Origin of the sequence: Microbacterium foliorum (assembly GCF_006385575.1) — a bacterium.
Classification (GTDB): Bacteria; Actinomycetota; Actinomycetes; order Actinomycetales; family Microbacteriaceae; genus Microbacterium; species Microbacterium foliorum_B.
The window spans coordinates 1,572,478-1,599,238 of sequence record NZ_CP041040.1 but is presented as its reverse complement, the minus strand read 5'-3'; the positions used below and the strand labels follow the sequence as shown (position 1 = coordinate 1,599,238).

At 67.3% G+C, this 26,761-nt stretch carries 24 protein-coding genes and 2 tRNA genes; 12 read left to right on the top strand and 14 right to left on the bottom strand.

The window, feature by feature from the left end; all coding sequences use genetic code 11:
- Positions 1–2: 2 nt before the first annotated feature.
- Positions 3–1,454: a 3-isopropylmalate dehydratase large subunit gene (gene leuC, locus FIV50_RS07645; protein ID WP_140036919.1), complete on the bottom strand. Its 1,452-nt coding sequence runs from the start codon at positions 1,452–1,454 to the stop codon at positions 3–5.
- A gap of 187 nt (positions 1,455–1,641) precedes the next feature.
- Between leuC and FIV50_RS07640 the strand changes: the two genes are divergently transcribed.
- Together FIV50_RS07640 and FIV50_RS07635 are read left to right on the top strand one after the other, a co-directional pair.
- Positions 1,642–2,937, top strand: coding sequence for an O-acetylhomoserine aminocarboxypropyltransferase/cysteine synthase family protein (locus tag FIV50_RS07640; protein ID WP_140036918.1), 1,296 nt, complete (start codon positions 1,642–1,644; stop codon positions 2,935–2,937).
- Positions 2,934–4,247 carry an LLM class flavin-dependent oxidoreductase gene (locus tag FIV50_RS07635; RefSeq protein WP_140036917.1) on the top strand — a complete coding sequence of 438 codons (1,314 nt, stop codon included), beginning with the start codon at positions 2,934–2,936 and terminating at the stop codon, positions 4,245–4,247. Before FIV50_RS07640 ends, FIV50_RS07635 begins: the two co-directional genes overlap by 4 nt.
- A 21-nt stretch (positions 4,248–4,268) precedes the next feature.
- On the opposite strand, the gene FIV50_RS07630 is transcribed toward FIV50_RS07635, so the two are convergent.
- A complete protein-coding gene (locus FIV50_RS07630) occupies positions 4,269–4,766 on the bottom strand; it encodes a DUF427 domain-containing protein (RefSeq protein WP_140036916.1) in 498 nt (165 codons plus the stop codon).
- A 36-nt stretch (positions 4,767–4,802) separates the two neighbouring features.
- On the opposite strand from FIV50_RS07630, the gene FIV50_RS07625 reads away from it, so the two are divergent.
- Complete coding sequence (locus FIV50_RS07625) at positions 4,803–5,396, top strand: LON peptidase substrate-binding domain-containing protein (RefSeq protein WP_140036915.1); 594 nt, start codon at positions 4,803–4,805, stop codon at positions 5,394–5,396.
- An 11-nt stretch (positions 5,397–5,407) separates the two neighbouring features.
- On the opposite strand, the gene FIV50_RS07620 is transcribed toward FIV50_RS07625, so the two are convergent.
- Positions 5,408–6,412, bottom strand: coding sequence for a TerC/Alx family metal homeostasis membrane protein (locus FIV50_RS07620; RefSeq protein ID WP_140036914.1), 1,005 nt, complete (start codon positions 6,410–6,412; stop codon positions 5,408–5,410).
- Positions 6,413–6,593: 181 nt separating this feature from the next.
- Between FIV50_RS07620 and FIV50_RS07615 the strand changes: the two genes are divergently transcribed.
- From FIV50_RS07615 to FIV50_RS07605, 3 genes are read left to right on the top strand one after another with little or no spacing between them, the layout of a single operon-like run.
- Positions 6,594–7,235: a TIGR00645 family protein gene (locus FIV50_RS07615; RefSeq protein WP_258184472.1), complete on the top strand. Its 642-nt coding sequence runs from the start codon at positions 6,594–6,596 to the stop codon at positions 7,233–7,235.
- 60 nt (positions 7,236–7,295) lie between these two features.
- Positions 7,296–7,853, top strand: coding sequence for an RNA polymerase sigma factor (locus FIV50_RS07610; protein ID WP_140036912.1), 558 nt, complete (start codon positions 7,296–7,298; stop codon positions 7,851–7,853).
- A complete protein-coding gene (locus FIV50_RS07605) occupies positions 7,850–8,956 on the top strand; it encodes a DUF4349 domain-containing protein (protein WP_140036911.1) in 1,107 nt (368 codons plus the stop codon). The genes FIV50_RS07610 and FIV50_RS07605 overlap by 4 nt, the downstream gene beginning before the upstream one ends.
- Positions 8,957–9,052: 96 nt before the next feature.
- Here FIV50_RS07605 and FIV50_RS07600 read toward each other — a convergent pair.
- Positions 9,053–9,125 (bottom strand) — tRNA-Glu (locus tag FIV50_RS07600).
- Between the two features lie 153 nt (positions 9,126–9,278).
- On the opposite strand from FIV50_RS07600, the gene FIV50_RS07595 reads away from it, so the two are divergent.
- Together FIV50_RS07595 and FIV50_RS07590 are read left to right on the top strand one after the other, a co-directional pair.
- Positions 9,279–9,917: an MBL fold metallo-hydrolase gene (locus FIV50_RS07595; protein WP_140036910.1), complete on the top strand. Its 639-nt coding sequence runs from the start codon at positions 9,279–9,281 to the stop codon at positions 9,915–9,917.
- A 2-nt stretch (positions 9,918–9,919) separates the two neighbouring features.
- On the top strand, positions 9,920–10,798 hold the full coding sequence (locus tag FIV50_RS07590; protein ID WP_140036909.1) for an aminoglycoside phosphotransferase family protein: 879 nt from the start codon (positions 9,920–9,922) through the stop codon (positions 10,796–10,798).
- On the opposite strand, the gene pepN is transcribed toward FIV50_RS07590, so the two are convergent.
- The gene (pepN, locus tag FIV50_RS07585; protein ID WP_140036908.1) at positions 10,799–13,282 is read right to left on the bottom strand and encodes an aminopeptidase N; all 2,484 of its coding nucleotides are present in this window, start codon (positions 13,280–13,282) and stop codon (positions 10,799–10,801) included. It lies immediately after the preceding gene.
- 83 nt (positions 13,283–13,365) lie between these two features.
- Here pepN and FIV50_RS07580 point away from each other — a divergent pair, with 83 nt between their 5' ends.
- Together FIV50_RS07580 and FIV50_RS07575 are read left to right on the top strand one after the other, a co-directional pair.
- Positions 13,366–13,812 (top strand): MarR family winged helix-turn-helix transcriptional regulator, encoded by a 447-nt coding sequence (locus FIV50_RS07580; RefSeq protein ID WP_140036907.1) that lies wholly within the window; start codon positions 13,366–13,368, stop codon positions 13,810–13,812.
- 35 nt (positions 13,813–13,847) lie between these two features.
- The gene (locus FIV50_RS07575; protein WP_140036906.1) at positions 13,848–14,705 is read left to right on the top strand and encodes a 3-hydroxyacyl-CoA dehydrogenase; all 858 of its coding nucleotides are present in this window, start codon (positions 13,848–13,850) and stop codon (positions 14,703–14,705) included.
- A 7-nt stretch (positions 14,706–14,712) separates the two neighbouring features.
- Here the strand turns inward: FIV50_RS07575 and FIV50_RS07570 are convergent, their stop codons facing one another.
- Positions 14,713–15,672 (bottom strand): DNA topoisomerase IB, encoded by a 960-nt coding sequence (locus tag FIV50_RS07570; protein WP_140036905.1) that lies wholly within the window; start codon positions 15,670–15,672, stop codon positions 14,713–14,715.
- A 205-nt stretch (positions 15,673–15,877) separates the two neighbouring features.
- Between FIV50_RS07570 and FIV50_RS07565 the strand changes: the two genes are divergently transcribed.
- Positions 15,878–16,669 carry a hypothetical protein gene (locus FIV50_RS07565; RefSeq protein ID WP_140036904.1) on the top strand — a complete coding sequence of 264 codons (792 nt, stop codon included), beginning with the start codon at positions 15,878–15,880 and terminating at the stop codon, positions 16,667–16,669.
- A 52-nt stretch (positions 16,670–16,721) separates the two neighbouring features.
- Here the strand turns inward: FIV50_RS07565 and FIV50_RS07560 are convergent.
- A tRNA-Gln gene (locus tag FIV50_RS07560) sits at positions 16,722–16,793 on the bottom strand.
- A gap of 167 nt (positions 16,794–16,960) precedes the next feature.
- The gene (gene gltX / locus FIV50_RS07555; RefSeq protein ID WP_140036903.1) at positions 16,961–18,466 is read right to left on the bottom strand and encodes a glutamate--tRNA ligase; all 1,506 of its coding nucleotides are present in this window, start codon (positions 18,464–18,466) and stop codon (positions 16,961–16,963) included.
- A gap of 174 nt (positions 18,467–18,640) precedes the next feature.
- On the opposite strand from gltX, the gene FIV50_RS07550 reads away from it, so the two are divergent.
- Positions 18,641–19,885, top strand: a complete 1,245-nt coding sequence (locus FIV50_RS07550) for an acyl-CoA dehydrogenase family protein (RefSeq protein ID WP_258184470.1) — start codon at positions 18,641–18,643, stop codon at positions 19,883–19,885.
- Positions 19,886–19,975: 90 nt separating this feature from the next.
- On the opposite strand, the gene FIV50_RS07545 is transcribed toward FIV50_RS07550, so the two are convergent.
- The 6 genes from FIV50_RS07545 to FIV50_RS07520 form a co-directional block, all read right to left on the bottom strand.
- Positions 19,976–20,740, bottom strand: coding sequence for a class I SAM-dependent methyltransferase (locus FIV50_RS07545; protein WP_140036902.1), 765 nt, complete (start codon positions 20,738–20,740; stop codon positions 19,976–19,978).
- Positions 20,737–21,996 (bottom strand): MFS transporter, encoded by a 1,260-nt coding sequence (locus FIV50_RS07540; RefSeq protein WP_140036901.1) that lies wholly within the window; start codon positions 21,994–21,996, stop codon positions 20,737–20,739. Before FIV50_RS07540 ends, FIV50_RS07545 begins: the two co-directional genes overlap by 4 nt.
- Positions 21,993–22,769, bottom strand: a complete 777-nt coding sequence (locus tag FIV50_RS07535; protein WP_140036900.1) for a fumarylacetoacetate hydrolase family protein — start codon at positions 22,767–22,769, stop codon at positions 21,993–21,995. Before FIV50_RS07535 ends, FIV50_RS07540 begins: the two co-directional genes overlap by 4 nt.
- 83 nt (positions 22,770–22,852) lie before the next feature.
- Positions 22,853–23,953: a branched-chain amino acid aminotransferase gene (locus tag FIV50_RS07530; protein ID WP_140036899.1), complete on the bottom strand. Its 1,101-nt coding sequence runs from the start codon at positions 23,951–23,953 to the stop codon at positions 22,853–22,855.
- A 60-nt stretch (positions 23,954–24,013) separates the two neighbouring features.
- Positions 24,014–25,057, bottom strand: a complete 1,044-nt coding sequence (locus FIV50_RS07525) for a 3-isopropylmalate dehydrogenase (protein WP_140036898.1) — start codon at positions 25,055–25,057, stop codon at positions 24,014–24,016.
- Positions 25,058–25,132: 75 nt separating this feature from the next.
- A complete protein-coding gene (locus FIV50_RS07520) occupies positions 25,133–26,668 on the bottom strand; it encodes an MFS transporter (protein WP_140036897.1) in 1,536 nt (511 codons plus the stop codon).
- Positions 26,669–26,761 lie beyond the last annotated feature (93 nt).

Here is a 26,761-nt window from a genome sequence, read left to right as displayed (position 1 = left end):
GGTCAGACCTCCGCCATCTCGTTCAGGTCGCTGGGACTCGACAGCGTGCCGCGGATCGCGGTCGCCGCGGCGACGAGCGGCGACACCAGGTGCGTGCGACCGCCCTTGCCCTGCCGACCCTCGAAGTTGCGATTCGACGTCGATGCGCACCGCTCGCCCGGAGCGAGCTGATCGGGGTTCATTCCGAGGCACATCGAGCAGCCGGCGAAACGCCACTCTGCGCCGAAGTCCTTGATGATCTTGTCGAGGCCTTCAGCCTCGGCCTCGAGCCGCACGCGGGCCGATCCTGGCACGACCATGACGCGGACGCCGTCGGCCTTCTTCTTGCCTTCGATGATCGACGCGAACGCGCGGAGGTCCTCGATGCGGCTGTTCGTGCACGACCCCATGAAGACCGCGTCGACCGGCACGTCCTTGAGCGGCGTACCGGGGACCAGATCCATGTACTCGAGCGCGCGCTCCGCTGCGGCGCGCTCATTGGCGTCGGCGATCTGAGCGGGGTCGGGAACTGCTGCCGAAAGCGAGCTGCCCTGACCTGGGTTGGTGCCCCACGTCACGAAGGGCTCGAGTTCGTCGGCGTCGATGAAGACCTCGGCGTCGAACGTCGCGCCCTCGTCGGTCGGGAGCGTGCGCCAATAGGCGACGGCGTCGTCCCAATCCTGGCCCTTGGGCGCGTGCGGACGACCCTTCAGGTACTCGAAGGTCGTCTCGTCGGGAGCGACCATGCCCGCGCGGGCGCCGGCCTCGATCGACATGTTGCAGATGGTCATGCGGCCTTCCATGGACAGCGCGCGGATCGCACTGCCACGGAACTCCAGGACGTACCCCTGACCGCCACCCGTCGTGATCTTCGCGATCACGGCGAGGATGATGTCCTTCGCGGTGACTCCGGGACGCAGTGTCCCCTCGACCGTGATGGCCATCGTCTTGAAGGGCTTGAGCGGGAGCGTCTGCGTCGCCATGACGTGCTCGACCTCGCTCGTGCCGATGCCGAACGCCATGGCGCCGAAAGCACCGTGGGTCGATGTGTGGGAGTCGCCGCAGACCACCGTGATGCCCGGCATCGTGAGTCCCAGCTGCGGACCCACGACGTGCACGATGCCCTGCTCGGCATCACCCAGAGAGTGCAGACGCACGCCGAACTCGGCAGCGTTGCGGCGCAGCGTCTCGATCTGGGTGCGGCTCGTGAGGTCGGCGATGGGCTTGTCGATGTCCCACGTGGGCGTGTTGTGGTCTTCGGTGGCGATCGTCAGGTCGAGTCGGCGCAGCGGACGACCCTCCGTTCGCAGTCCGTCGAACGCCTGGGGGCTCGTGACCTCGTGCACCAGGTGCAGGTCGATGTAGATGAGGTCCGGCTCGCCGTTCTCGCCCTTGACGACGAGGTGGTCGTCCCAGACCTTCTCGGCGAGGGTCCTGGGACGAGCGGGAGCAGTGTCTGCTGCGGGGATGTTCATTGCGTCTCTCCTGAAGCTGGCGGTTCGGCCCACGATGGACTCCGCGACGAGGAGGGGCTCAGAACGAGGTCTCGTCGCGGCCGCTAAGGAGGAGCACGATCCGCATGACGTCAGATTACCACCGCTTCAGCGACCGGAGTCGCCGCATGACACGCTACTGTCACCCGCACCTTCGAGAGGCATCCGCATGACCGACGACACGACCGGCTTCGCCACCAGAGCGGTCCACGCCGCCCGGAATCAGGGCGCTGCGTCGTCGAGGGCGACACCGATCTATCTGACGGCGGGCTTCGAGTTCGACGACTTCGACCACGCGGCCGACCACTTCGGCACCGGCGCCGGTTTCGGCTACACCCGGACGGGCAACCCGACGGTAAGCGCCGTCGAACGGCAGCTCGCCTCTCTCGAATCGGCCGCGGAGGCCGTGCTCGTCGCGAGCGGTCAGGCCGCGGTCGTCACGGCTTTGCTGACCGTAGCCGGCGCCGGAGACCACATCGTGTCATCGACGCACATCTACGAGGGCACCCGGGGACTCCTGCTCGACAACCTCGCGCGCCTCGGCATCGAGACGACGTTCATCGACGAGATCGCAGACCCGGACGCGTGGCGCGATGCGATCCGCCCCACGACGCGCGCACTGTTCGCGGAGTCGATCGCGAACGCGCGCAACGACATCCTCGACATCGCCGCAGTGAGCGCGGTCGCGGACGAGTTCGCGATCCCCCTCATCGTCGACAACACACTCGCGACCCCCTTCCTGCTGCGTCCGATCGAGCACGGCGCCGCCATGGTCGTGCACTCCGCATCGAAGTTCCTCGCAGGTCACGGGTCGGTGCTCGGAGGTGTGATCCTCGATGACGGTCGCTTCGATGCCGAGAAGGCCGGTCACAATGCTCCTCATCTGGTGCTCCCAGGGCGCGGGGGCTTCCCGAGTGTCTTCGCCCGACACGGCGGCAACGCTCGGATCGCCTATGCCCGCGAATCGGTGGCTCCCCGTTTCGGCGCCTCGCCGTCTCCTCTCAACGCGTTCCTGATCGGACAGGGCGCCGAGACCCTCGGCCTCCGGGTCGAACGACAGTCGCGCAACGCGCTCGAGGTGGCCCGTTGGCTGGCGGCGCACGATGCAGTCGAGAGCGTCGATCACGTGGGCCTCGAGACCCACCCCGATCACGCCCTCGCGCAGCGGTATCTGCACGGCGGATACGGTTCGATCTTCACGTTCACCCTCCGCGGAGGCATCGACGCCGCGCGGGACTTCGTCGAGAGCGTCGAGGTCTTCACGCACATGACCCACATCGGCGACGTGCGCTCACTGGTGCTGCATCCCGCGACCACCAGCCACTCGCACAGGACACCGGAAGAGCGCGACATCCTCGGCGTCCAACCGGGAACACTTCGACTGTCGGTCGGCATCGAAGACGTGTCCGACCTCATCGCCGATCTCGACCGGGTGCTCGAGCCGGCGCGAGAGGCCGTCGCATGACCAGGCCCCAGCACTTCGGCTGGTTCCTCGCTCGCGGTTTCGGCCCCCAGGGGTGGGGCTATCCGTCTCTGGACTGGGACTACGACTGGACGCGTCCCGAGATCTATCAGGAGGCGGCCCGGACCCTCGAGCAGGCCGGCTTCGACCTCGTCATCATCGAGGACGCGCCGTCTCTCGGCTCCCCGGACACGATCGACCTCCGTGTACGCCACGCTTTCGGAGGCCCCAAGCACGACCCGCTGCTTCTCGCTCCGTATCTGTTCCAGGCGACACGCCACCTCGGAGTCGTGCCCACCGTGAACCCGGCGGCGTACCTTCCCTACACGGCCGCGCGGCAGTTCTCGACCCTCCAGCACCTCAGCGGCCACCGTCTCGGACTCAACGTGGTGACCGACACGGGCAGCGCGCGTCACTTCTCCGCGGCGGCGCAGCTCGGACACGATGCCGCCTACGACCGGGCCGAGGAATGGCTCTCCGGCATCCGGTCGCTCTGGCGCAGCTGGGGCGACGGAGCATTGGTCGGCGATCGGGACACCGACGTGTTCGCGGACGGCTCGAAGCTGAGCACCGTGCGTCACCGCGGCGAGCACTTCGCGTTCGACGGCCCCCTGAACGCCGTGCCGTTCACCGATGGGGAGCCGGCGATCGTCTCCCCCGGCGGCTCGGGGCGCGGCCTCGGATTCGCCGGCGCCAACTCCGACGTCCAACTCGCCCTCGCTCCGCTCGACGAGGCATCCGTGCGCGCCTACCGCGCGAAGATCCACGACGCGGCGATCGCCTCCGGGCGTTCGGCCGCCGACATCAAGATCCTGTTCGCGATCCAGCCCGTGATCACGTCGTCCGCGGAGGAAGCAGACCGCATCGTCGCTGCATCCGCGCACCCCGACGACTCAGCCCTCGTGCAGATCGCTCGCAAACAGTCCAGTGATCTCGAGACCGACCTCACGTCGCTCGATCTCGACCGACCGCTCGACGTGTCGATCTTCGGCGAGCACGTCTCGCGCGGCAGCATCCAGCGTCTGATCGGCGACCGCGGCAAGGACGCTCCGCTGCGCGCCCATCTCACCGCCCTCGCCCGCGCCGGACGCATCGCCGACCGCTCGGGCTTCGTCGGGACAGCCGAGGAGTTCGCCGACCTGATCGAGGAACTCGGCGAATGGGGCAACGACGGTGTGCTGCTGTGGGGCGACTTCCACCCCGTGACGCTGCACCGCACGCTCGACGAGCTCGTGCCTGTGCTGCGGCGCCGTGGCATCCTGCGACGCGAGTATGTCGACGGCGGTCTGCAGGCCAACCTGCGCGCGTTCTGACGGGGTGGGGTGAAGCCGGTGTCACCAGCCCATGGAGCCCGGCACGCCCTTGAACGGGCCGACGACGGACGACGTCACCCAGCCGCCGTAGAACCCGCCAGGCTGTGGCACGACGACCTCATCGCCGACGGTGCACTCGTCCATCGGCCCCGCGTACACGGCCACCCGGGTGCTCAGCACCTCGAAACCGGGCGACGGATCCGGGTAGTTCCATGCCGCGCCCGCGGCCACCAGGCCTCCGCCACGCACGTCGAGATAGCGCGCTGAGCCCTTGAACTCGCAGAACGATGAGCCGGAGGCGTTCGAGAGCGCGCCATCGATGAAGTCGGCGATCGGCAGGTAGTACACCGGAGGGTGACTGGTCTCGAGCACCCGCACGGCATCCCACGTATCGGCGACGACATCGCCGCCGAGACGGATCGTGATGCGCTCGGGCACCTGCTCGACCATCGGTGGGCGCGGATAGTCCCACACGGATTCCTGTCCGGGCGACGGGGCGATGGGCTGAGGTCTGCGCATCTGTTCACTGTACGTCGCGCGGTGTTGACTGTGGTCATGGCTGAAATACCGATGTTCCCGCTCGGGTCGGTTCTCTTTCCCTACACCCCGCTTCCGCTCCGCGTCTTCGAGCCGAGGTACCTCACGATGATCGGGCATCTGCTCGACGACGACGACCCGCAGTTCGGCGTCGTGCTCATCGAGCGCGGTCACGAGGTGGGAGGCGGCGATCGGCGCAGCAGGTTCGGCACGATGGCCCGACTGGTGAGCGTAGCGGCGGACGCCGATGTGCTGCACACGCTCGCAGTCGGCACGGCCCGCTTCACGGTCGATCAGTGGCTCGACGATGCGCCCTATCCCCGCGCAGAGGTCACGCAGCTGCCTCAGCTGACGTGGCACGACACTCTCACCCCCCTGCGCACCGAAGCCGAGGCCATCGTGCGTCGGGTCCTCGCGCGAGTGGACTCGCCGTGGGATGCCGACACCGAGCTGTCAGACGACCCGCTCGCCGCGGCCTGGCAGCTCGCCGCGATCGCGCCCCTGGGCGAGTACGACCAGTACGCCCTGCTGCAGTCCAACTCACTCGGCGCCCTGCTGGGTCAGGTCATCGATCTCACCCTCGAAGCGGAGCTCCTCTGGTCAGCCGAGTGAGCGGGCTGCGATCACTCGACGTTCAGCGCCTTCTTCGCCGCCGACTTCTCGCGTGAGGACGCGATGAGGCTGGCGACCGTCGCGACGGTCATCGACACGACGATGACTCCCAGCGACACCATGTTGTCGATGTCGGGCACCCACTCGACGTGCTCGCCGCCGTTGATGAAGGGCAGCTCGTTCTCGTGCAGTGCGTGCAGGATCAGTTTGATGCCGATGAAGCCGAGGATCACGGCGATGCCGTAATGCAGGTAGCGCAGGCGGTCGAGCAGGTCGCCGAGCAGGAAGTAGAGCTGACGCAGCCCCATGAGCGCGAAGATGTTCGCGGCGAAGACGAGGAACCCGTTGGTGGTGATCTCGAAGATCGCGGGAATCGAGTCGATCGCGAAGATCAGGTCGGTCACACCGATCGTGATGAAGACGATCACCATCGGGGTCCACATGCGCTTGCCGTCGACGGTCGTGCGCAGCTTCGATCCGTCGTACGTCTCACTGATGTCGATCCGGCGCCGCAGCAGGCGCACGATGAAGTTCTCCTTCTTCACATCGTCTTCGTGCTCGCCCTCAGGCATCGCCTGCTTGATCGCGGTGTAGATCAGGAAGGCTCCGAAGACATAGAAGATCGGCGAGAAGTTCTCGACGATCGCCACGCCGACGAGGATGAAAGCGCCGCGCAGGACGAGCGCGATGATGATGCCGACCATCAGCACCTGCTGCTGCAGGCGTCGCGGCACGGCGAACTGAGCCATGATCAGCACGAAGACGAACAGGTTGTCGATGGACAGGCTGTATTCGAGTGCCCAGCCGGTGATGAAGTCGCCCGCGTTGCGCCAACCGGACACGCTCCCGAGGAACACCGCGAAGAGCAGCGCGAGGGCGACGTAGAACACGACCCACAGCGTCGACTCCTTGGTCGAGGGGATGTGGGGACGGAGACGGATCAGAAGCAGATCGCCGATCAGGATGATCGTGAGGACGATCATCGAGGTGATCTCGAACCAGACGGGGATTTCCAAGGGCGTACAGCACCTTTCGGAGGGTAGGGAGAACGCCGAAAGTCTCTCCCACGCACAGAGTGCGCCGCACGACCGGAGCAGCGATGACGGTGCTCGTGATGACGGTGGGTGCGCTTGCGGGATACTCCCTCTCGCGTCAGCAATGTTAGCGGAGCGGCGGGGCCGTGGTGGAATAGTCGACGTGACCTCGACCTCGCGCCCAGACACCGCCACGAACGGCATCCCTCCCCTCGCCCCTCGGTCTCAGAATTCCTGGGCTCGGGCGATCGGATCCCTCATCTTCGTCAGCCGCTGGCTGCAGGCCCCGCTGTATCTCGGACTGATCGTCGCGCAGCTCGTCTACGTGATCGTCTTCATGGTCGAGCTGTGGCATCTCATCGAGGGCGTCATCCACGACATCACGCACCTCGACGAAGCGGTGATCATGCTCGCCGTGCTCGGTCTGATCGATGTCGTGATGATCGCCAACCTGCTCATCATGGTGATCATCGGCGGCTATGAGACGTTCGTCTCGCGCATCAACGTCGACGGCCACCCCGACCAGCCCGAGTGGCTCTCGCACGTGAACGCCAACGTCCTCAAGGTCAAGCTGGCGATGGCGATCATCGGAATCTCATCGATCCACCTGCTCAAGACCTTCATCGAGGTCGGTGGCATGAGCGAGAGCGGGATCAGCACGGACGGCGAGAAGTACACCCCCATCGGCGTGCTCTGGCAGGTCGTCATCCACATGGTGTTCATCGTCTCGGCAGTCGCACTCGCCTGGATCGACCGCATGTCTCAGCAGACGCTCGCGAAGGCGCACGCGCAGCCCGCACACTGATCTGAGACGATGGGGCATCCTTCGACACTTCCCAGGTGAGAGACACCGAACGGAATCGGGATGCCAGTGCAGACGAGTGATCAGAGAGTGGCGGCGCAGGCCGCGGCAGGCGACGAGAGCGCCTTCCGTGAGCTGTACCGCTCATATGTCCGCCCGGTCTACTGGATCGCGCACGGCATGCTCGGCTCGCCCGCCGATGCCGAGGACGTGACGCAGGAGACCTTCGTCACGGCATGGCGGAAACTGCCGGGGTTCGAGCTGCAGGGAGACTCGATCCTCCCGTGGCTCGCGACGATCTGCCGCTTCCAGGCCTCGAATCGCCTTCGTCAGCGCAGGCGCGACCAGGCCCACACGACGGATGCGGTGGATGAGGCTCTGCCCTCGACGATCAGCGTCGAGGAGCAGGTGATCACCGCAGACCTCGCGGAGCGGATCGCCGCAGAGGTCGGCACACTGAGCGACCTCGACCGCGCGATCTTCCGCCTCTGCGCCGCCGAAGGCTATGCCTACCAGGCCGCTGCCGAGGAGCTCGGCGTGAGCCATGCGATCGTCCGGAACCGTCTCTCCCGAGTCCGCACCCGACTACGCGGTGCCGTGAAGGAAGCGAGCGACGCATGAACGACAAGCCCAGCACCGAGCAGCTGCCCGAGCTCACCGATGCGGCAGTGGCCCGCATCGAGACAGCCGTGTTCGACGACATCGCCGCCGAACGACCACGTAAGGCGCCGGCCGCGGCACGCGATCGACGCCGTCGGCGTGGGTGGCTGACCGGCACGGGGATCGCAGCCGCATTCGTCATCGGTGTCCTCATCACTCCCCCGATCCTCACCGCGGTCGGCGGTTCGGCGACGAGCACGGCCGAGGGCGGAGACATGCTCGTCACGGAGGAGTCCCGCTCGGGCGCTGCCGAGCAGGGCGCACCGTCGACTGCGACGGATACGGCCGAGTCTGCGCCGATGGCCGGTGATTCCGCAGTGGCTGATCGCGAGATCATCGCGACCGCCACTGCGACGGTGGAGGTGAAAGACATCGCTGACGCCGCCGACACGATCGGTGCACTCGCCGAGTCGCGCGGCGGCTACGTCGAAAGCACCGAGATCGGCAGAAGCGCCGCCGTCGACGACACCTCCGCCCCCGCGCCTGCACCGGCGGACCCGGGCTACGGCTGGATCAGCATCCGAGTGCCTTCGACCGACCTCCCCGCGGTCATCGATGAACTGGCCGAATCGGGAGATGTGGTCTCGTCGTCGATCTCGCAGCAGGATGTGACCTCGACCGCCATCGACCTGCGCGCTCGCATCGACGCGACCAGGGCATCTGTCGAGCGACTCAGCGAGCTGATGTCTCAGACGGGCACCGTCGCGGAGCTCATCGAGGCGGAGGTCGCGCTCACGGAACGCCAGGGACAGCTCGAGGCGTACGAGCAGCAGCTCGCATCGCTCGAGGACCAGGTCGCGATGTCGAGTCTCACGGTTCAGCTGACTCGCACCACCGCCGCGACCACCGCCGACCCTGCCGGGTTCTCCGACGGGCTCCTCGCCGGCTGGAACGGCCTCGTGGCCTCGATGAACGCCCTGGTGATCGCCGTCGGGTTCATCCTGCCGTGGCTCGCTCTGGGCGGCGTGGTGGTGCTGATCGTGTGGTTCGTCCGTCGGTCGCGCCGCTCCCGTCGCGCCGCGGCCTCGACCACGAGCTCGAACTCAAGCTCCAACGTGGGCTGACCTCTGTCCGGCTCGCCGCTGAGCACGGCCAGCCGGACAGAGGAACCAATCGGAAACGACGAAAGCCCTCGGAGAACCGAGGGCTTTCGCTTGTTGTGACCCCAGCGGGATTCGAACCCGCGTTACCGCCGTGAGAGGGCAGCGTACTAGGCCGCTATACGATGGGGCCGTCTGGCGGAACGTTTCCGTGCCGCGACAACTCAACAAGTATGCCATGACGATTCTCGCGCCGCCAAATCGAGGCGAGCCCTCGTCGATTCCCGGGCGTGGCGCGCTGGCTCGGCGGTTTGCCAGAGAGGCTGCGAAGGAGTTGACTCACCTCATGCGCATCACGAAATTCGAACATGCCGCTCTTCGCATCCAGCAGGGCGATGACATCCTCCTGATCGATCCCGGCTCCTTCACCGCGCCCCTGAACGATCTCTCAGGTCTCGTCGCCGTCGTGATCACCCACGAGCACCCCGACCACTGGACGCCCGAGCACCTGGATCGGATCCTCCGCGCCGCCCCCGGCACTCCGATCTACGCTCCTGCCGGCGTCGCCCGTGCGGCTGAGGGCTACGACATCTCAGAGGTCGCTCCGGGAGAGACCGTCGAGGTCGGCGCCTTCACGCTCCGCTTCTTCGGTGGCACGCACGAGGTGATCCACTCGTCGCTGCCCACGGTCGAGAACGTGGGCGTACTGGTCAACGACGCCTTCTACTACCCCGGCGACTCCTACGCGGTTCCAGAGGGGGTCGAGGTCGGCACGCTCGCCGCTCCGCTCGGGGCACCCTGGCTGAAGATCGGCGAGGCCATGGACTACGTCCTCGCCGTGCGCCCTCGTCGGGCTTTCGGCACTCACGACATGACCCTCTCGGTCGCAGGCAAGACGATGCACCGCCAGCGACTGCAGTGGGCGACCGAGCAGGGCGGCGGAGAGTTCTCGGTCCTCGAACCGGGCGACTTGCTCGACATCTGACCGTGGCGGACTCCCCCTCCGCCGAGTACTCGCTCGACGAGAGCGGCGTGCGAGACCTTCTCCGGCGAACCAGCCCTGATCTCGCCGGTCTGCCGCTCAGGCTGTTCGCCGACGGCTGGGACAACTCGATGTGGAGGCTCGGATCGGAGCTGGTCGTGCGACTGCCGCGACGCGAGCTCGCCGTGCCTCTCATCACGAATGAGCAGCGCGCGCTCCGCGCGATCGGTCCGGCACTGGCGGCCATCGGCATCCGCACCCCGGTGCCGCTGATCTCCGGCGAATCGACCGAGCTGTTTCCGCGGCCCTGGTCAGTCGTCCCCTGGATCTCCGGAACGGCGGCGCTCGCCTCCTCCCGATCGGACAACGCGGCGTGGGCACCACGACTCGCCGACGCCCTGAGGGCGCTGCACACCCCAGCCCCCGCGGATGCTCCGCGCAACCCGGTGCGAGGACGCGCCCTGAGCACTCGAGACGACGCGATACGGCCACGGCTCGACGCGTTCAGGCACCGCACGGCGCTGCGGGACGCCTGGGTCGCAGGTCTCGCCGCACCGGTCGGCTCGGAGCAGGTCTGGATCCACGGCGATCTCCACCCGGGCAACATGCTGGTGGAGGATGGCACGCTCGCTGCACTCATCGACTTCGGCGACGTCACGGTCGGTGACCCCGCCTACGATCTCGCCTCGTCGTGGATGCTCTTCGACGCCTCAGGTCGCGAGGCGTTCCGCAGTGCGACCGGATCTCGGTACGACGATGCCACCTGGGTCCGCGCGCGAGCGTGGGCGGCGTACATCGCCCTGATTCTCCTGACCCAGAGCGACGACCGACCCGAGTACTTCGCCGTGGGGGCGAGCACCGCCGACGAGCTCGACGCGGGCTAGCTAGCTCTGCGCAGCCCGAACGCGCAGCGCTCGGGCCAGGTGATCACGCTGCTCGACGACGATCCGGCGCAGCGCCGCGGGCGCTGCGCTGTTGTCGGCAAGCCAGGCATCCACGAGGTCGAGCGTCGGCGACGCGGGGAACAGTCCCACGACCAGGCGCTGAGCCAGCTCGATGCTCCGTGCGCCCCAGGCGTCGACGATCCTCTCGAAGTACTCGGCGTCGAACCCCGCGATGAGATCACGGCGCCCGCCTGCGCGGAAGCCCGCGATCACGGCATCCAGATGGTCATTGCTGAGCGTTTCATCGTTCCAGGCTGCGTCCCAGGCTGCGGCTCTCACCGTGGGATCGGGTTGCGAGGCGAGTGCCCTGCGAGCAGCCGTGCGACCGCTACCGGTGTCGTCGGACTCCAGCTGGGCCGCGACGTCATCGGCGCCCGCGTGACCCGTCGTGACGAGAGACGTGAGCAGCTGCCACCGCAGATCGGGGTCGATCGTGAGACCTTCCGGGGCATCGCCGTGCAGGAGCGCGTCGACCTCGGCTGCGCGCACGTCGTCGAAAGCCGATGCCGACGCGAGAGCGCGAGCCCAGGAGAGCTGCGCATCGCTGCCGACATCGGATGCCTGCAGCGCAGCCCACGCCGTCTCCACCCACGCCCGCTGCTCACCCTGTCGCTCGTGGTCGCTCGCATAGTTCCGGATCGCGAAGAGGGTGTTCGCGAGGATGCCGGCGAGAAGACCGATGTTCGACTCGTGCGGGGCATGCGCGCGCACGATCGAGGTGTATCGCGCCACCGTCAGCTCTCCGTCGCGCGTGGCGTTCCAGAGCGACGACCAGACGACGGCCCTCGCGAGGGGATCATCGATCGAGGACAGTGATTCCTGCACCGTCGTCAGCGATGCGTCGTCGAGTCGCACCTTGGCATAGGTGAGGTCGTCGTCGTTGAGAAGCACGAGATCTGCGACCGGAATGTCGACGGGTGTGCGCTCCTCGTGGATGTCGAGCGCGAGCTGGTCGCGGCGGATCACCCGCCCGTCGACGCGGTGGTAGAGACCGATGCGCAGGCGATGCGGGCGAGGATCGCTCTGCACGAGTGCGGCGCTGCCGTCGGTCTCCCGCTCGAGGCGCAGCGTCGAGACCCCTGTCGTCTGCAGCCAGGCCTGCGACCACTCGGTCATGTCGCGGCCGGAGACCGCACTCAGCTGCACGAGGAAGTCGTCGAGGGTCGTGTTACCGAAGGCATTCGCGGCGAAGTATCTGCGGGCACCTTCGAAGAACGCGTCATCGCCGACGAACGCCACGAGCTGCTTCAGCACCGCGGCACCCTTGGCATAGGTGATGCCGTCGAAGTTCAGCTTCGCCGCCTCGAGGTCGGTGATGTCGGCGACGATCGGGTGCGTCGTCGGCAGCTGGTCCTGCTGGTAGGCCCACGCCTTGCGGTTGGCGGCGAACTTGACCCACGCGTCATGGAAGCGCGTCGCCACCGCTGAGGCGTGCGAACCCATGTAGTCGGCGAAGGACTCCTTGAGCCACAGGTCGTCCCACCACTTCATCGTCACGAGATCGCCGAACCACATGTGCGCCATCTCATGCAGGATCGTGTTCGCGCGGGCAGCGCGCTGGGCGTCGGTGGCCGCACCCCTTGAGAGGTACGACTCGGTGAACGTCACGAGCCCCGGGTTCTCCATCGCGCCGAGGTTGTACTCGGGCACGAAGATCTGGTCGTACTTGCCCCAGGGATAGGGGTACGCGAAGGCATCGGTGAAGAAGTCGAGACCCTGGCGTGTGATCTCGAGGATCTCCTCGGATTCCAGGTACTGCGAGAGCGACTGCCGCACGAACAGTCCGAGAGCGATGCGCTGATCACCGCGCTCCCAGTCCCCCTCGACTCGGGCGTACGGCCCAGCCGCGACGGAGGTGATGTAGCTCGAGATCGGGAGCGTCGGTGCGAACTCCACGCGCTGCACCCCGACTCCGGCATCGACGGTCGCCGCGACCTGGTTCGAGAGCACCTCCCAGCCCGCAGGGGCATCCACCACGAAGGTGTACGGCGCCTTGATGTCCGGCTGCTCGAAACAGGCCATCACGCGTCGAGAGTCGGCCGGTTCGTACTGCGTGTAGAGATAGGTCCGGTCGTCGGCGGGGTCGTGGAACCGGTGCAGCCCCTCGCCCGACCGACTGTAGCTTCCGACCGCCTCGACACGCACCACGTTGGTGTCGACGAGGTCGTGCAGTTCGATGCGCGCACCGTCGTAGACCACCTCGCGCTCGACCCCGTTCACGACCACTCTCTCGACGCTCTCGCCGACGAAGTCCAGCCAGGTCGACGACGCGGTCGAGGTGAACTCCAGTGTCGTGATCGTGGGGAACCCGCTGCGCGCCCGCTCGGGCGCACCCGTGAGGTCGAGTTCGACGCGGATGCTGCGCACGGAGACGACGGCGGATCGCGCCGCGGTCTCCTCTCGCGAGAGATTGGCTGTGTCCATGTCTCCATCCTTCCATCTGAGATCCTCGGAGAAGTCCTCGCGTTGTGTTGCGTCACACAACACAACGAGCGTAGAGTTGCACTATGCAACAGCAAGAGGATTCGCGCGGACGTCGCAGCGACAGCGCCGTCGTCCTGCGATCCCTCGTCGCCGTCACGCGCCGCGGCCTCGTCGACGCCCGTGCGGAAGAGCCGAGGCTGTCGATCACTGATCAGTCCATCGTCATGGCGATCGCCGATGAGCCGGGGATCCGTTCGACGGACATCGCCCACATGTTCCGCCTCAACCGGTCGACCGTGTCGCGCCAGCTCTCGGCGCTCGTGTCTCTCGGCCTCGTGCAGGAGACGCCGTCAGCCGCCGGGCGCGGCCGTCCCCTCGAGCTGACCGCCGAGGGCGAAGAGGCCTTCCGCAACACGATGCGGTCGCTGCAGGGCGTGATCGACGCGCATCTCGCGCACTGGACGGACGCCGAGGTGGAGCGCTTCGCGCATGACCTCCAGCGCTTCGACAGAGGCGACGACCCGGCTTGACCACGGCCCACGAGGCCATCAGAGGAAGAAGAGAAATGAAGAACATCACTGTTCTCGGCACCGGCGTGCTCGGATCGCAGATCGCGTTCCAGACCGCCTTCCACGGTTTCGACGTCGTCGCGTACGACATCGATCAGCCTGCGCTCGACCGCGCGGCCGAGCGATTCGAGAATCTTTCCGCGCGCTACGTCGCCGACGGCGTCGAGAACGCCGCAGACGGGGGTACACAGGCCGCGATCGGCCGCATCCGCCTCACGTCCGACCTCGCGGAGGCCGCAGCTTCTGCCGACCTCATCATCGAGGCCGTGCCGGAGAACCTCGAGCTCAAGCAGGGCATCTACCGCACCCTCGCCGCCGCCGCACCCGCGTCGACGATCTTCGCGACGAACTCCTCGACCCTGCTTCCCAGCGCACTCGCTGAGTCGACGGGACGCCCCGACCGCTTCCTCGCTCTGCACTTCGCGAACGAGATCTGGTCGCACAACACGGCGGAGGTCATGGGAACGCCCGCCACCGACCCCGCCGTTTATGACGAGGTCGTCGAGTTCGCGACGAAGATCGGCATGGTCCCGATCCAGATCAAGAAGGAGAAGGCCGGGTACCTGCTGAACTCGCTGCTCGTGCCCTTCCTGCAGGCCGGAGCAGAGCTGCTCGTCGACGGGATCGCCGAACCCGAGGCGATCGATGCAACGTGGCGGATCGGCACCGGCGCCCCGGCCGGGCCTTTCGAGATCTACGACATCGTCGGGCTCACCACTGCATACAACATCTCCCGCATTGGGGGCGAGAAGCAGCAGCGGTTCGCCGAGCTGCTCAAAGAGCAGTACATCGACAAGGGCAAGCTGGGCGTGGCGACGGGCGAGGGCTTCTACACCTATCCCCGAGAGAGCTGAATCGCTCTCAGCGCCCGAGGAGCTTGCGGATCGCCGTCTCGGGCGACACCGTGAGATCGAGAGTGCGACCGCGCGCGTAGAGCCGGAACACACGCGGGTCGATGTAGCTCCCTCTGGCCACCGCGAGGGTGTTGCCGAGCGCTGACGCCGTGGCCTGCACGGCGAGGCGCTCGGCACGCCGCCGCTCGTTCTTCGTCTCGAGTCGACCGATCCGCGCGAGCGCGTCCGCCGCGAGGATCGTGCCGTGCAGCGTGCGGAAGTCCTTCGCCGTGAACGATGCCCCGGCGACCTGCCGAAGATAGTCGTTGACCTCGCCCGACGTGAGGCGCACCCGGCGGCGGCCTTTGCGGTACGCGAGCAGCGGTGCCTTGGGCGACCCGACGGCGAACTCCGACAGTGCCTCGGCGAGGGCGGCGTCGGTGATCTCGATCGCGGCGAGCTGCTTGCTCTTCGCGGGGAAGCTCAGTGCCACGTCGCTGCCGTCGATGCGCACGTCCCGTCGACGGAGTGTGCTGAGCCCCCGACTGCCGTGCTTCACGAGGTAGCGCTCGGAGCCGATGCGCAGAGCGGCGTCATCGAGCAGGCGGAAGGAGACCGCGAGTGCTCGCTCTCGCGTCAGACCCGGTTGCCCGATGGCGCGCGTGACCTTCGCCCTGGCCGCAGGCAGCGCGGCGGCGAGCTTGAGCGCTCGAGCGAACTTGCGCTGATCCCTCCCCGTGCGCCAGAGCGGGTGGTAGAGGTACTGGCGTCGTCCGGCATCGTCGGTTCCGACTGCCTGGATGTGCGCGAGCGGATCGGCGGCGATCCACACGTCCTTCCACGCCGGGGGTATGGCGAGGTCGCGGATGCGCTCCCGGTCGGCCTCGGCGACCGGGGTGTTGCCGGCGTCGACATATCTGAATCCGGACCCGGATCGTACGCGTCGGATTCCGGGCGTCTCGCCGGGCACGACTCTCGTGAGCGCCATTCTCGTCCTCTCAGTCACGCCGCGTGTGGCATGGGTGGTGCTTCTCGATCACGATGACCGACGAGAAGCGCGGACTGAAGGGCATGGCGCGAGACACGGGCGACCTGCTAGGCGACGCCGGGTCCTTCGGGCGGCGCCGAGTGGGTACGACTGCTGCTCAGGGATCGGATTGTCGGACACACCGACGTCTGTCATCCTCTTGACTATGGCCATGTCATTCGAGGAGTTCCGCACGTCCCTGATCAGTGCAGATCTGCGGGCGGCGCTGGGAGTGCAGCTCACCGACCTCGAAGCGCAGCAGGTGGCCGACGATCCAGCATCCGCACAGAGCTGGTACGCGTACTGGCTTTCGACGCAGCCGACGACTCCCCCGCCGCCCGCATACGATGGGCCGCCGCCCGCATATGCAGCGGCTCCCGGCGTCTCCGCGCAGGACGGAGCCCCTGCCGGTCCTCCCGTCTACCCGGGCTATGCATCCGCGCCGGAGGGCCGACCCGGCACCAAGAAGCGCGTCGGGCTGTGGGTGGCCCTGTCGGTCCTCGGGGCGCTGCTGCTGATCGCGGTGATCGTCGTGATCTTCGCCTTCGCCACAGCACGCCACTGGACGAAGACCGATGTGCCGGAACAGCCGGAGACCTTCCGCAGCGAAGAGTACGAGACCGGTCGCGTCGACGTCACGATGGACGACGTGAACCCGTGCTCGGTGAATCAGGACTGGACCGATTGCACGAACCTGATGGTCGCGACCTATACGGCTGCCTGCGTCGATGTCGAACTCACCGAGGCCGCGACCCTCCTGTGTGCGGAGTACAGCACCGCGATAGACGAGATGAAGGCGCTGGACGGTGACGGCTATTACGTCGCAACGCTCGGCAGCTCTGGAAGTCTGCATCAGACGCCCGAGATCGATACCCGCCAGGTATCGAACGAAGACTATGAGCCAGCAGTCACCCACGAGGCGGTGTGCTACCTCGAGTTCATCGGCGAGTGCGAGTAGACGCACTACCGGAAACGACGAAACCCCCGCCTGAGCGGGGGTTTTCGTCTTGCTGGGGTACCTGGACTCGAACCAAGAACAACGGAACCAGAAACCGCCGTGTTGCCAATTACACCATACCCCAAGGGCGAAACCGGAGCCTCGCACCGAGAGTCAAGCCTACCCGAGCCACGGCCCGAATGCCAAAACGCCTCGGTCCGTCCGGGCGCGTCGCCCGCTGATCATTGCTCTGCGCGACCACGGCGACGGGCAGGAGAGCGCCGAAGCGCTGCTCCCCACCCGCCTCCCTCGTCAGTTGGCGAGGAACGCCGACAGTGACCGCAGCCGCCGCAGCGACTCGTCCTTGCCCAGGAGCTCCATGGACTCGAACAGCGGCGGCGAGATACGACGGCCGGTGATCGCGACGCGCGGAGGGCCGTAGGCGACACGGGGCTTGAGCTCGAGATTCTCGACCAGCGCCTCAGCGAGAGCATCCTGGATCTTCTCGGGCGTGAACTCGGTCACCGGCTCGAGTGCGACGACGCAGGCGTCGAGGACCTCGGCGGCGTTCGCGGGAAGCCCCTTGAGCGCATCGGCGTCGTACGAGACGTCATCGGTGAAGAGGAACCCGACCATGCCCGGTACATCGCCGAGCAGCTGCACCCGCTCCTGCACGAGCGGCGCGACGCGGAAGGCGAGCACGAGCTGCTCATGCGTCGGCTCATCGAAGAGGCCCGCAGCAGCGAGGTACGGGATCGTCCTCTCGGCGAAGTCCTTCTCGCCGAGCTTGCGGATGTGGTCGCCGTTGATCGACTCGGCCTTCTTCTGATCGAAGCGTGCCGGGTTCGGATTCACGTCGACGATGTCGAATGCCTCGATGAACTCGTCGAGCGTGAACACGTCGCGGTCGTGGCCGATCGACCAGCCGAGGAGCGCGAGGTAGTTCAGCAGCCCCTCGTGGATGAAGCCGCGATCCCGATGCAGGAACAGATCGGCCTGCGGGTCGCGCTTGGAGAGCTTCTTGTTGCCGGTCTCGCCGAGCACCAGGGGCATGTGGGCGAAGCGGGGCACGAACGTGGTGACCTCTGCATCGATCAGTGCCGCGTAGAGCGCGAGCTGGCGAGCCGTCGAGGGCATCAGGTCTTCTCCGCGCAGGACGTGCGTGATGCCCATCAGCGCGTCGTCGACCGGGTTCACGAAGGTGTACAGCGGGATGCCGTTCGGACGCACCACCACGAAGTCGGGGAACGAACCTGCGGGGAAGGTCACCTCGCCGCGGATCAGGTCGACGTAGGTGAGGTCCTCGTCCGGCACCCGCAGACGGAGCGCGGGCTGGCGCCCTTCGGCACGGAAGGCGTCCTTCTGCTCGGTCGTGAGGTGACGATCGTGGTTGTCGTATCCGAGCTGCTTCGCCCGCCCGGCCGCCTCGTTACGAGCATCGATCTCTTCCGCAGTCGAGAAGCTCTCGTACAGTGCGCCCGATGCGAGGAGCTTGTCGATCACGCCGTGGTAGATGTCGTGGCGCTCGGACTGACGGTAGGGAGCGTGGGGACCACCGACCTCGACCCCCTCATCCCAGTCGATCTTGAGCCAGGTCAGCGCGTCGACGAGCTGGCGGAAGCTCTCCTCGCTGTCTCGGGCGGCGTCGGTGTCCTCGATGCGGAACACCATCTTCCCGCCGTTGTGGCGGGCGAACGCCCAGTTGAAGAGTGCGGTGCGGACCATGCCGACATGCGGCAGTCCGGTCGGCGAGGGGCAGAAGCGGACGCGTACGTCGGCTCCGCTGGCGGTCGTGGTGAGGGGGTGCGGGGTAGCCATATCCCCTCGATTCTAGTTGCCGGGTCGCATGTCGACCTCCCCGATCCGCCCGCGACAACAGGCCGGTGGAGAGGGGTCACCGTGGGTAACAGTCACTCACCCTGGGTAACAACCCGCATTCAGACCGATCGCGCTCCTATCGTTGCCGCATCGACCAACCGGAAGGGTGACAACGTGACAATCACGGATGCAGTGACGACAGGCCTCAGCGATCGCTGGCTCGGCGCGCCGAGACCTCAGACGAGCCGCGAATGGATCGACCGCGCCGAGGAGGTGGCCGACATCCTCGCGGTGGATGCCGTCGAGAGGGACCGCGCGAACGCGACGCCTCGAGCTGAGGTGCAGCTGCTCAAGGACTCGGGTCTCGTCACCCTGCTCGGCCCTCGCGCCCACGGCGGCGCCGGCGAGAGCTGGGACACCGCGTACCGCGTGATCAGGGCGGTGGCCCGCGGCGACGGATCGATCGGACAGGTCCTCGGCTACCACTACCTCTGGGCGTGGGCGGCTCGTCTCGTCGGAACCGAAGAGCAGATCGACGCGGTCGAGGAGCTGTACACCGCGAACGACTTCGTCTTCGGCGGCGCGGTCAACCCCCGCGACTCCGATCTGGTGGTCCGCGAAGACGGCGACGACCTGGTGTTCTCCGGCCGCAAGTCCTTCTCCACCGGTGGTCAGATCTCGGATCTGACCGTCCTCGAAGGCGTACTCGAAGGCACCGAGACGCACATCTTCGCGATCGTCCCCACGGCTCAGGAGGGAATCGTCTTCGGGAACGACTGGGACAACCTGGGCCAGCGACTGACCGAATCGGGGTCCGTGGAGATCCGTGACGTGCGCGTGCCCTGGACAGCGGCAGCCGGCTTCGTCGACCGGGTGTTCCAGCCACTGACGTACAACACCCTGAACGTGCCGACCATCCAGCTCGTGTTCGCCAACTTCTACCTCGGCATCGCACAGGGTGCACTCGAGACGGCATCCGCCTACACCCGATCGACCACCCGCCCGTGGCCGTACGGCGGCGACGACAAGCAGCACGCGACGGACGAGTGGTACCTGCTCGAGGGCTATGGCGAACTGGCCTCGAAGCTGTGGGCGGATGAAGCACTGCTGGATGCCGTGGGCTCCGAGATCAGCGCGGTGCTGCACGCCCCTCGCGAAGACCTCACTGCACGCCGACGTGGCGAGATCGCCGTGCGCATCGCGGCGGGGAAGCTGCGCATCGTCGACGACGGCCTGGAGGTCGCCACGAAGATCTACGAGCTCACGGGTGCCCGAGCCTCGGCCAACTCGGTCGGCCTCGACATCTTCTGGCGCAACCTGCGCACGCACAGCCTGCACGACCCGATCGCGTACAAGAAACGTGAGGTCGGCGACTACGTGCTGCGCAACGAGGTGCCTGAGCCGACCTGGTACACCTGATCGCCGCGATGCAGCTGCTCCTCGGTGCCGCGCCGACACAGGCGGTCGCGGCGCCGAGGAACCGCGGGGCACTCGGGTGAGGGAGGGGACTCAGCGGTGCGACGCCACGGCAACCGCCGCAGAATGCACGAGCGGCAGGCGCCCGGCGATCGATCGCTCGTCGCACACGGATATGAAGGCCGCGCGGAACGAACGCCGACCAGCGTCGTCGAGAGCACGATAGAACTGCCCGGCTCCCCCGACGCCTCCTTCAGCGGACGCCCACAGCGCTGGCGCGTCCGCCGACCACGTCCAGGTGATCTCCGACACCTGCGGGCTCGTCCAGCCCGCATCGCCGAGCATTCTCGCAAAGCCGTCGACGGTCCGCTCGAAGTCCTTCTCCGGCGGAAGCCGCTCGCCTTCCGACGGGATGAGAGCCGCTCGATCGCACACCTCTCGCCAGAGCCAGCTCGGCGAGCTCGTCCAGATAGTGGCCGCCACCAGATCGGCAGAGACGCGAAGGAGCTCGCCGGCCGACGCCCGGGGGTCGGCGACGTGATTCAGCACGAAGTTCGCCACGACCGCATCGAACTCCGCGTCCGCGAACGGCAACGACGGCAGCGCCCCGTCGCGCACCCGGATCTCCGGGTGCTCCTGCAGTGCGACTTCCCGCATCGTCGGCTCGGGCTCGCACCCGGTCGCGTCCCAACCGGCATCGACGAATGACGCCGCGAGGAGACCGGTTCCGGAACCGACATCGAGCAGCGAGCGGCCCGCAGGGGCTCCGAGCATCCCGAGCAGTGCGCCTGCGGTCCCGACGCACAGCGAGGCATACGAGTCGGCGTACGCGCGTCCCGTGCCCGCCCAGTCCTTCATCGCTTCGGGCGTCCGAGAGGCGAGAGCGCGACGATGACGACGACGATGACCGACGCGGCTACGCCCAGTCCGGCATAGTCGAAGTTCGAGAGCACCACGCCGGCGAGCACCGCGCCCGCAGCCGCCGAGAGGCTCATCAGCGAGTCGCTGCGTCCCTGCCTGCGCGTGCGGATCTCGGGAGCACTCGACTCGGTCAGCAGCGCGGCCCCCGCAACCGTCGCCGCGCTCCATCCGAGCCCCAACAGGATCAGAGCCACGATCACGCCCCACTCCCGATCGTTCGCGAACACGGCGAACGCCAGCGCGGCCCCGAGGAGCACCTGCCCCAGCAGGACAACACGCAGCCGACCCCATCGGTCAGCGAGAACGCCGAAGAGCGGCGACAGCGCGTACATGCCCCCGACGTGCAGGGCGATCGTGATGCCGACGAGAGCCGAGACGTCGGCCGGAGTGGGCGCCATCCCGTGCGCACCGTGCGCCATGTGCGCGAGATGCACCGGAGTCATCGCCATGACAGATGCCATCACGACGTGCGAACCGGCGACCGCGAACATCGCATAGCGAGCCACCACCGGTCTGTCTGCGATCACCTTGCCTGTGGCCCCCGCAGCAGCCGCTGAGGCAAGCTGCTGCGCGGCCAGCAGAGGGTCGGGCCTCAGCGCCACGAGGTAGAGGATGAGAGCCGCGCATTGGGCGACGAATGAGAAGACGTAGGAACCGGTCTGCGGCGGCATGCCGATCGCCGCGCCGACGATCTCACCCGGTCCGAGCAGCAGAGGGCCCGCGACTCCGCCGATGGTGGTCGCCCACACGACGATCGAGAGGTCGCGCCCTCTGTGCTGCGGCGCGGCGAGATCAGTGGCGGCGAATCGCGACTGCAGATTACCCGCGTTGCCGGCTCCGATCATCAGGATGCCGACCAGCAGCAGCGGGAACACCCGCAGCGACGCCGCGAGGATCACGACCGCGATCCCCACGAGCGCGAACAGATTGCCGAGTGTCAGTGCACGGCGGCGCCCCACCCTGGCGGCGAGGCGAGCCAGCGGGATCGCGCACAGCGCGGCGCCGAGCGTGACCGATGCGGTCGCGAGTCCCGACAACGCGTCGCTGCCGGAGATGTCGGCGGCGAGCAGCGCACCGAGCGACACTGTCGCTCCGAACGCGATTCCGCCGAGCACCTGTCCAGACGAGAGAACCAGCACGGTTCTCCGCTGCACCGCCGCCTGCTGTGCCGCCGTGAGGGCGACGACGGTCATGATGCGCGCACGGCGTCGCGCACGGTGTTGCGCAGAATACCCAGACCGGTGATCTCGACCTCGACGGTGTCGCCGGCGACGAACTCCCCCACGCCAGCCGGCGTGCCCGTCAGGATGACGTCACCCGGCAGCAGTGTGAATGCCGCGGATGCGTGCTCGATGATCGCCTCGACGGAGTGGATCATGTCGGTGAGCGGCGCCTTCTGACGGACCTCGCCGTTGACGCGGGTCTCGATCGTCGCCACCGACGGGTCGAACTCCGTGCTGATGGTCGGGCCGAGAGGGCAGAACGTGTCGAAGCCCTTCGCGCGAGCCCACTGGCCGTCCTTGCGCTGGAGGTCACGCGCGGTGACATCATTCGCGATCGTGTAGCCGAGCACGTGGTCGAGAGCATCCGCAGCCTTCACGTTCTTCGCGACCCGGCCGATCACGACTGCCAGCTCGCCCTCGTACTCGGTCTGCTCGGAGATCGAGGGACGCACGATCGCGTCGCCGGGGCCGATGACGGCGGTGTTGGGCTTGAAGAACAGCAGCGGCTCTTCCGGTGCCACTCCCCCCATCTCGGCGGCGTGGTCGTGGTAGTTCTTGCCGACGCACACGATCTTGGATCGAGGAATCACCGGCGCGAGAATCACGGCGTCGGCGATCGGCACTCGGTCTCCGGTGAGCTCGTATCCGGCGAAGAGCGGATCGCCCGCGAGGACGACGAGGTCGGTGTCGTCGACGATCCCGAAGAGGATGGCGTCGTCATGGCTGAATCGGGCGATCTTCATGCCACCAGCCTAGCCAGAGTGCACGACGACGAGACCCCGCTGTGCAGGTCGCACAGCGGGGTCTCGGGGAGTTCTTCGGACGATCAGGCGTCGAGACGCAGGAGCCAGCCGTGCTTGTCATCACGACGGCCGTACTGGATGTCGGTGAGTTCCTCGCGGAGCGACAGCGCGAGCTCGCCGAGCGGCTGCGGCTCATCGAAGCCTTCACCGACGAGTGCGCCGATCGGCGTCACGACTGCTGCCGTGCCGCACGCGAAGACCTCGACGATGTCGCCGGATGCCACGCCCTCGCGCCACTCGTCGATCGAGATCGGCCGCTTCTCGACCGTGTAGCCGCGGTCCTCGGCGAGCTGCAGCAGCGAGTCACGGGTGATGCCCTCGAGGATGCTGTCGGACTCGGGCGTCACGACCCGGCCGTCCTTGAAGACGAAGACGACGTTCATGCCGCCGAGCTCCTCGACATTGCGCTGCTCATTGAGGAACACGACCTGGTCGCAGCCCTTCGACGATGCCTCGCTCTGGGCGAGCAGGCTCGACGCGTAGTTGCCGCCCGTCTTGGCCTTGCCCGTGCCGCCCTTTCCGGCGCGTGCGTAGTCCTCGGAGAGCCAGATGCGCACGGGCTTCACCCCGCCGCTGAAGTAGGCCCCCGCGGGGCTCGCGATCACGTAGTACGCGACCTTCTGAGCGGCGCGGACGCCCAGGAAGGCCTCTTTGGCGAACATGAACGGGCGCAGGTAGAGGCTCTGGTCGGCGCCGGACGGCACCCAGCGTCCGTCGACCGCGATGATCTCGCGCAGCGACTGGATGAAGTACTCGGTGGGCAGCTCTGGCAGCGCGAGTCGACGTGCGCTGGCCTGAAGCCGTGCGGCATTGCGGTCGGGGCGGAAGGTGTGGATCGACCCGTCGGCGTGACGGTAGGCCTTGATGCCCTCGAAGATCTCCTGCGCGTAGTGCAGCACGGAGGCAGCGGGGTCGAGCGGGATCGGGCCGTACGGCTGCACGCGGGGTCGATGCCACCCGCCCTTGACCGACCAGCAGATGTCGACCATATGGTCCGTGAAGACCACGCCGAAGCCGGGGTTCTCGTGGACCTCGGCGACACGACCGGGCGTCGCAGCGGCCAGGTTCTTGGTCACAGCGAACTCCAGTGGAGCCACGGTGGTCTCGGCATCGATGGTCGTCATCTCGTCATCCATTCCTCGTGCGGCGCGCATCCTCGCGCCGTCTCAGCCTACGCCTGTCGTTCAGAGCAGAGCAGTGATTGCGGAGCCGATCTCCGCCGTGGTGCGCGCACCCGTGCGGGTGGCGATGTCGGACTCGACGGCGGCACTCACGCGAGCGGCCTCGTCGGCGAGCCCGAGGTGGTCGAGCAGCAGCGACACAGACAGAATGGCCGCAGTGGGGTCGGCCTTCTGCTGACCGGAGATGTCGGGAGCGGATCCGTGCACCGGCTCGAACATCGACGGGAACACCCCATCGGGGTTGATGTTGCCCGAGGCTGCCAGACCGATGCCTCCGGTGACCGCGCCGGCGAGGTCGGTGAGGATGTCGCCGAACAGGTTGTCGGTGACGATCACATCGAAGCGCGAGGGGTCGGTCACGAGGAAGATCGTCGCCGCATCGACGTGCAGGTAGTCGACCGCGACGTCGGGATGCTCGACGGAGACCTCGTTCACGATGCGCTGCCAGATGGCGCCGGCGTGCACGAGCACGTTGGTCTTGTGGACGAGCGTGACCTTCTTGCTGCGCCGCTCGGCGAGGTCGAACGCGTACCTGACCACGCGCTCGACGCCGAAAGCCGTGTTCACCGAGGTCTCATTGGCGACCTCGTGCGGCGTGCCCTTGCGGATGGCGCCGCCATTGCCGACGTACGGGCCCTCGGTGCCCTCACGGACGACGACGAAGTCGATCGCGCCCGGGTCGGCGAGTGGTCCCGCAGCACCCGCGAACAGCTTCGACGGACGCAGGTTGACGTAGTGGTCCAGCGTGAACCGCAGCTTCAGCAGAAGACCGCGCTCGATGTTCGCGTCCTTGAGTCGGGGGTCGCCGGGAGTGCCGCCGACGGCGCCGAGCAGGATCGCATCGTGACCGGCGATCGACTGCAGGTCGTCATCGGTCAGCGTGTCACCCGTCTCGAGGAAGCGGGCTGCGCCGAGAGAGAAGCGGGTCTTATCGAACGTCACATCGCTGGACGCGGTGACAGCGTCGAGGACCTTCTCGGCCTCGGCGACGACCTCTGGGCCGATTCCGTCACCGGGGATGACGGCCAGCTTCACGACACGCGACATGACACTCCTTGCATCGGGATGAACCGACCCGCACTCGGGCGGATGCCGAGCGGGCCGGTTCTCCCAGCGTACTGGTCAGTGCGTGGGCGCCTTGCGCAGTGTGACGGCCGCGATAGCTCCGGCGAGGACGACCAGCCCCGCTCCGATCAGCGAGGTCACCATGACGCCAGAACCGAACGCCGCGGATGCTGCGTCCCACAGCGCATCTCCGAGCTGCCCGGGAAGGTCCTGAGCCGCCGTGTACGCCCCGGCGAGCGTCTCCGTCGCCGCGTGAGCCGCCTCGGCGGGGATCCCGGCGGGGACCACGAGCGCGCCGCGGTAGAAAGCGGTGATGAGACCGCCGAGCACGGCTGTGCCGAGCACCGCCCCGAGTTCGTACGCCGTCTCCGACACGGCGCTCGCGGCACCGGCCTTCTCGGCCGGAGCGCTCGAGAGGATGAGCTCGTTCGAGATCGTCTCTGCGGCCCCGATGCCGATGCCCAGCACCACGAAGGCGATGATGAGCGGTGCGACACCGTGGTCGACAGTCGTGAATGCCACGAGCAAGTAGCCGACCACCGAGAAGATGAGGCCGGCCGGCACCAGCACGTGCGGACGTACGCGACGTGAGATGGGCACCACCGAGAGTCCGGCCACGATCATGGCGATCATGCCGGGAACGAGCGCCGCCCCCGCGGTCATCGGGGATAGCCCGAGAACCAGCTGGAGGTGCTGCGACACGAAGTAGAGGAAGCCCACGAGTGCGACCACGCTGAGAAGGTTCACCAGGATCGCCCCGGAGAAGGACCCTCGCCGGAAGAGCGCCATGTCGAGCATGGGAACCTCGGCGCTCAGCTGACGACGCACGAACAGATATCCCATCGCGATGCCGAGAAGAGCCCAGGCACCCGCCGTGAGACTCGGACCATCCACGGCCAGCGACTTGATCGCGTAGACCACGGGGATCATCGCAGCCATCGACAGCACGATGCTCACGATGTCGATGCGCCCCGGGTTCGGGTCACGGCTCTCGGGGACGAGCAGGGGTGCGGCGATGAGCAACGGGATGAGCACGGGGACGGCGATCAGGAAGACCGAGCCCCAGGCGAAATGCTCCAGCAGGAACCCGCCGACGATCGGCCCGAGAGCCGCCCCTGCCGAGAATGCCGATGCCCAGACAGCGATCGCGAGTCGTCGCTGGTCACGGTTCTGGAAGATCGAGCGCAGCAGCGACAGCGTCGAGGGCATCAGCATGGCGCCGAAGAATCCGAGCAGCGCGCGGGCCGCGATCAACAGACCGGCTGTCGGAGCGAAGGCTGCGAGAGCCGACACCACGGCGAAGCCGGTCGCGCCGATCAGCAGCATCCGGCGACGTCCGAAGCGATCGCCGAGCGTTCCCATCGTGACGAGCAGACCGGCGAGAACGAGCGGGTAGACGTCGATGATCCACAGCTGCTCGGCCCCGGTGGGAGCGAGCGCGATGGATATCTCCGGGAGCGCGAAGCTCAGCACCGTGTTGTCGACCGACACCAGCAAGACCGGCAGCATGAGCACGACGAGCGCCGCCCAGCCACGGGGCCCGACGCGGGGAGCATTCGTCTCCGTCGTCGGAATCGACGCAGTCCGAACCATGGAACACCTCTCAGAGTCATCTGACGGCCCGTTACTAAACCGTCCAGATGGTATAGTAACAGAGTCGTCACACTCCCGCGATACTGTGATGCG

Bases quoted from the DNA above. Each gene is read 5' to 3' on its own strand.
- pepN (WP_140036908.1), bottom strand. From the start codon at position 13,282: ATGGACACAGCCAATCTCTCGCGAGAGGAGACCGCGGCGCGATCCGCC.
- FIV50_RS07625 (WP_140036915.1), top strand. From the start codon at position 4,803: ATGGCTGAAATACCGATGTTCCCGCTCGGGTCGGTTCTCTTTCCCTAC.
- FIV50_RS07530 (WP_140036899.1), bottom strand. From the start codon at position 23,953: ATGACGACCATCGATGCCGAGACCACCGTGGCTCCACTGGAGTTCGCT.
- FIV50_RS07635 (WP_140036917.1), top strand. From the start codon at position 2,934: ATGACCAGGCCCCAGCACTTCGGCTGGTTCCTCGCTCGCGGTTTCGGC.
- FIV50_RS07630 (WP_140036916.1), bottom strand. From the start codon at position 4,766: ATGCGCAGACCTCAGCCCATCGCCCCGTCGCCCGGACAGGAATCCGTG.
- FIV50_RS07580 (WP_140036907.1), top strand. From the start codon at position 13,366: ATGCAACAGCAAGAGGATTCGCGCGGACGTCGCAGCGACAGCGCCGTC.
- FIV50_RS07535 (WP_140036900.1), bottom strand. From the start codon at position 22,769: ATGAAGATCGCCCGATTCAGCCATGACGACGCCATCCTCTTCGGGATC.
- FIV50_RS07520 (WP_140036897.1), bottom strand. From the start codon at position 26,668: ATGGTTCGGACTGCGTCGATTCCGACGACGGAGACGAATGCTCCCCGC.
- FIV50_RS07605 (WP_140036911.1), top strand. From the start codon at position 7,850: ATGAACGACAAGCCCAGCACCGAGCAGCTGCCCGAGCTCACCGATGCG.
- FIV50_RS07575 (WP_140036906.1), top strand. From the start codon at position 13,848: ATGAAGAACATCACTGTTCTCGGCACCGGCGTGCTCGGATCGCAGATC.
- FIV50_RS07540 (WP_140036901.1), bottom strand. From the start codon at position 21,996: ATGACCGTCGTCGCCCTCACGGCGGCACAGCAGGCGGCGGTGCAGCGG.
- leuC (WP_140036919.1), bottom strand. From the start codon at position 1,454: ATGAACATCCCCGCAGCAGACACTGCTCCCGCTCGTCCCAGGACCCTC.
- FIV50_RS07610 (WP_140036912.1), top strand. From the start codon at position 7,296: ATGCCAGTGCAGACGAGTGATCAGAGAGTGGCGGCGCAGGCCGCGGCA.
- FIV50_RS07595 (WP_140036910.1), top strand. From the start codon at position 9,279: ATGCGCATCACGAAATTCGAACATGCCGCTCTTCGCATCCAGCAGGGC.
- FIV50_RS07525 (WP_140036898.1), bottom strand. From the start codon at position 25,057: ATGTCGCGTGTCGTGAAGCTGGCCGTCATCCCCGGTGACGGAATCGGC.
- FIV50_RS07640 (WP_140036918.1), top strand. From the start codon at position 1,642: ATGACCGACGACACGACCGGCTTCGCCACCAGAGCGGTCCACGCCGCC.
- FIV50_RS07570 (WP_140036905.1), bottom strand. From the start codon at position 15,672: ATGGCGCTCACGAGAGTCGTGCCCGGCGAGACGCCCGGAATCCGACGC.
- gltX (WP_140036903.1), bottom strand. From the start codon at position 18,466: ATGGCTACCCCGCACCCCCTCACCACGACCGCCAGCGGAGCCGACGTA.
- FIV50_RS07545 (WP_140036902.1), bottom strand. From the start codon at position 20,740: ATGAAGGACTGGGCGGGCACGGGACGCGCGTACGCCGACTCGTATGCC.
- FIV50_RS07565 (WP_140036904.1), top strand. From the start codon at position 15,878: ATGGCCATGTCATTCGAGGAGTTCCGCACGTCCCTGATCAGTGCAGAT.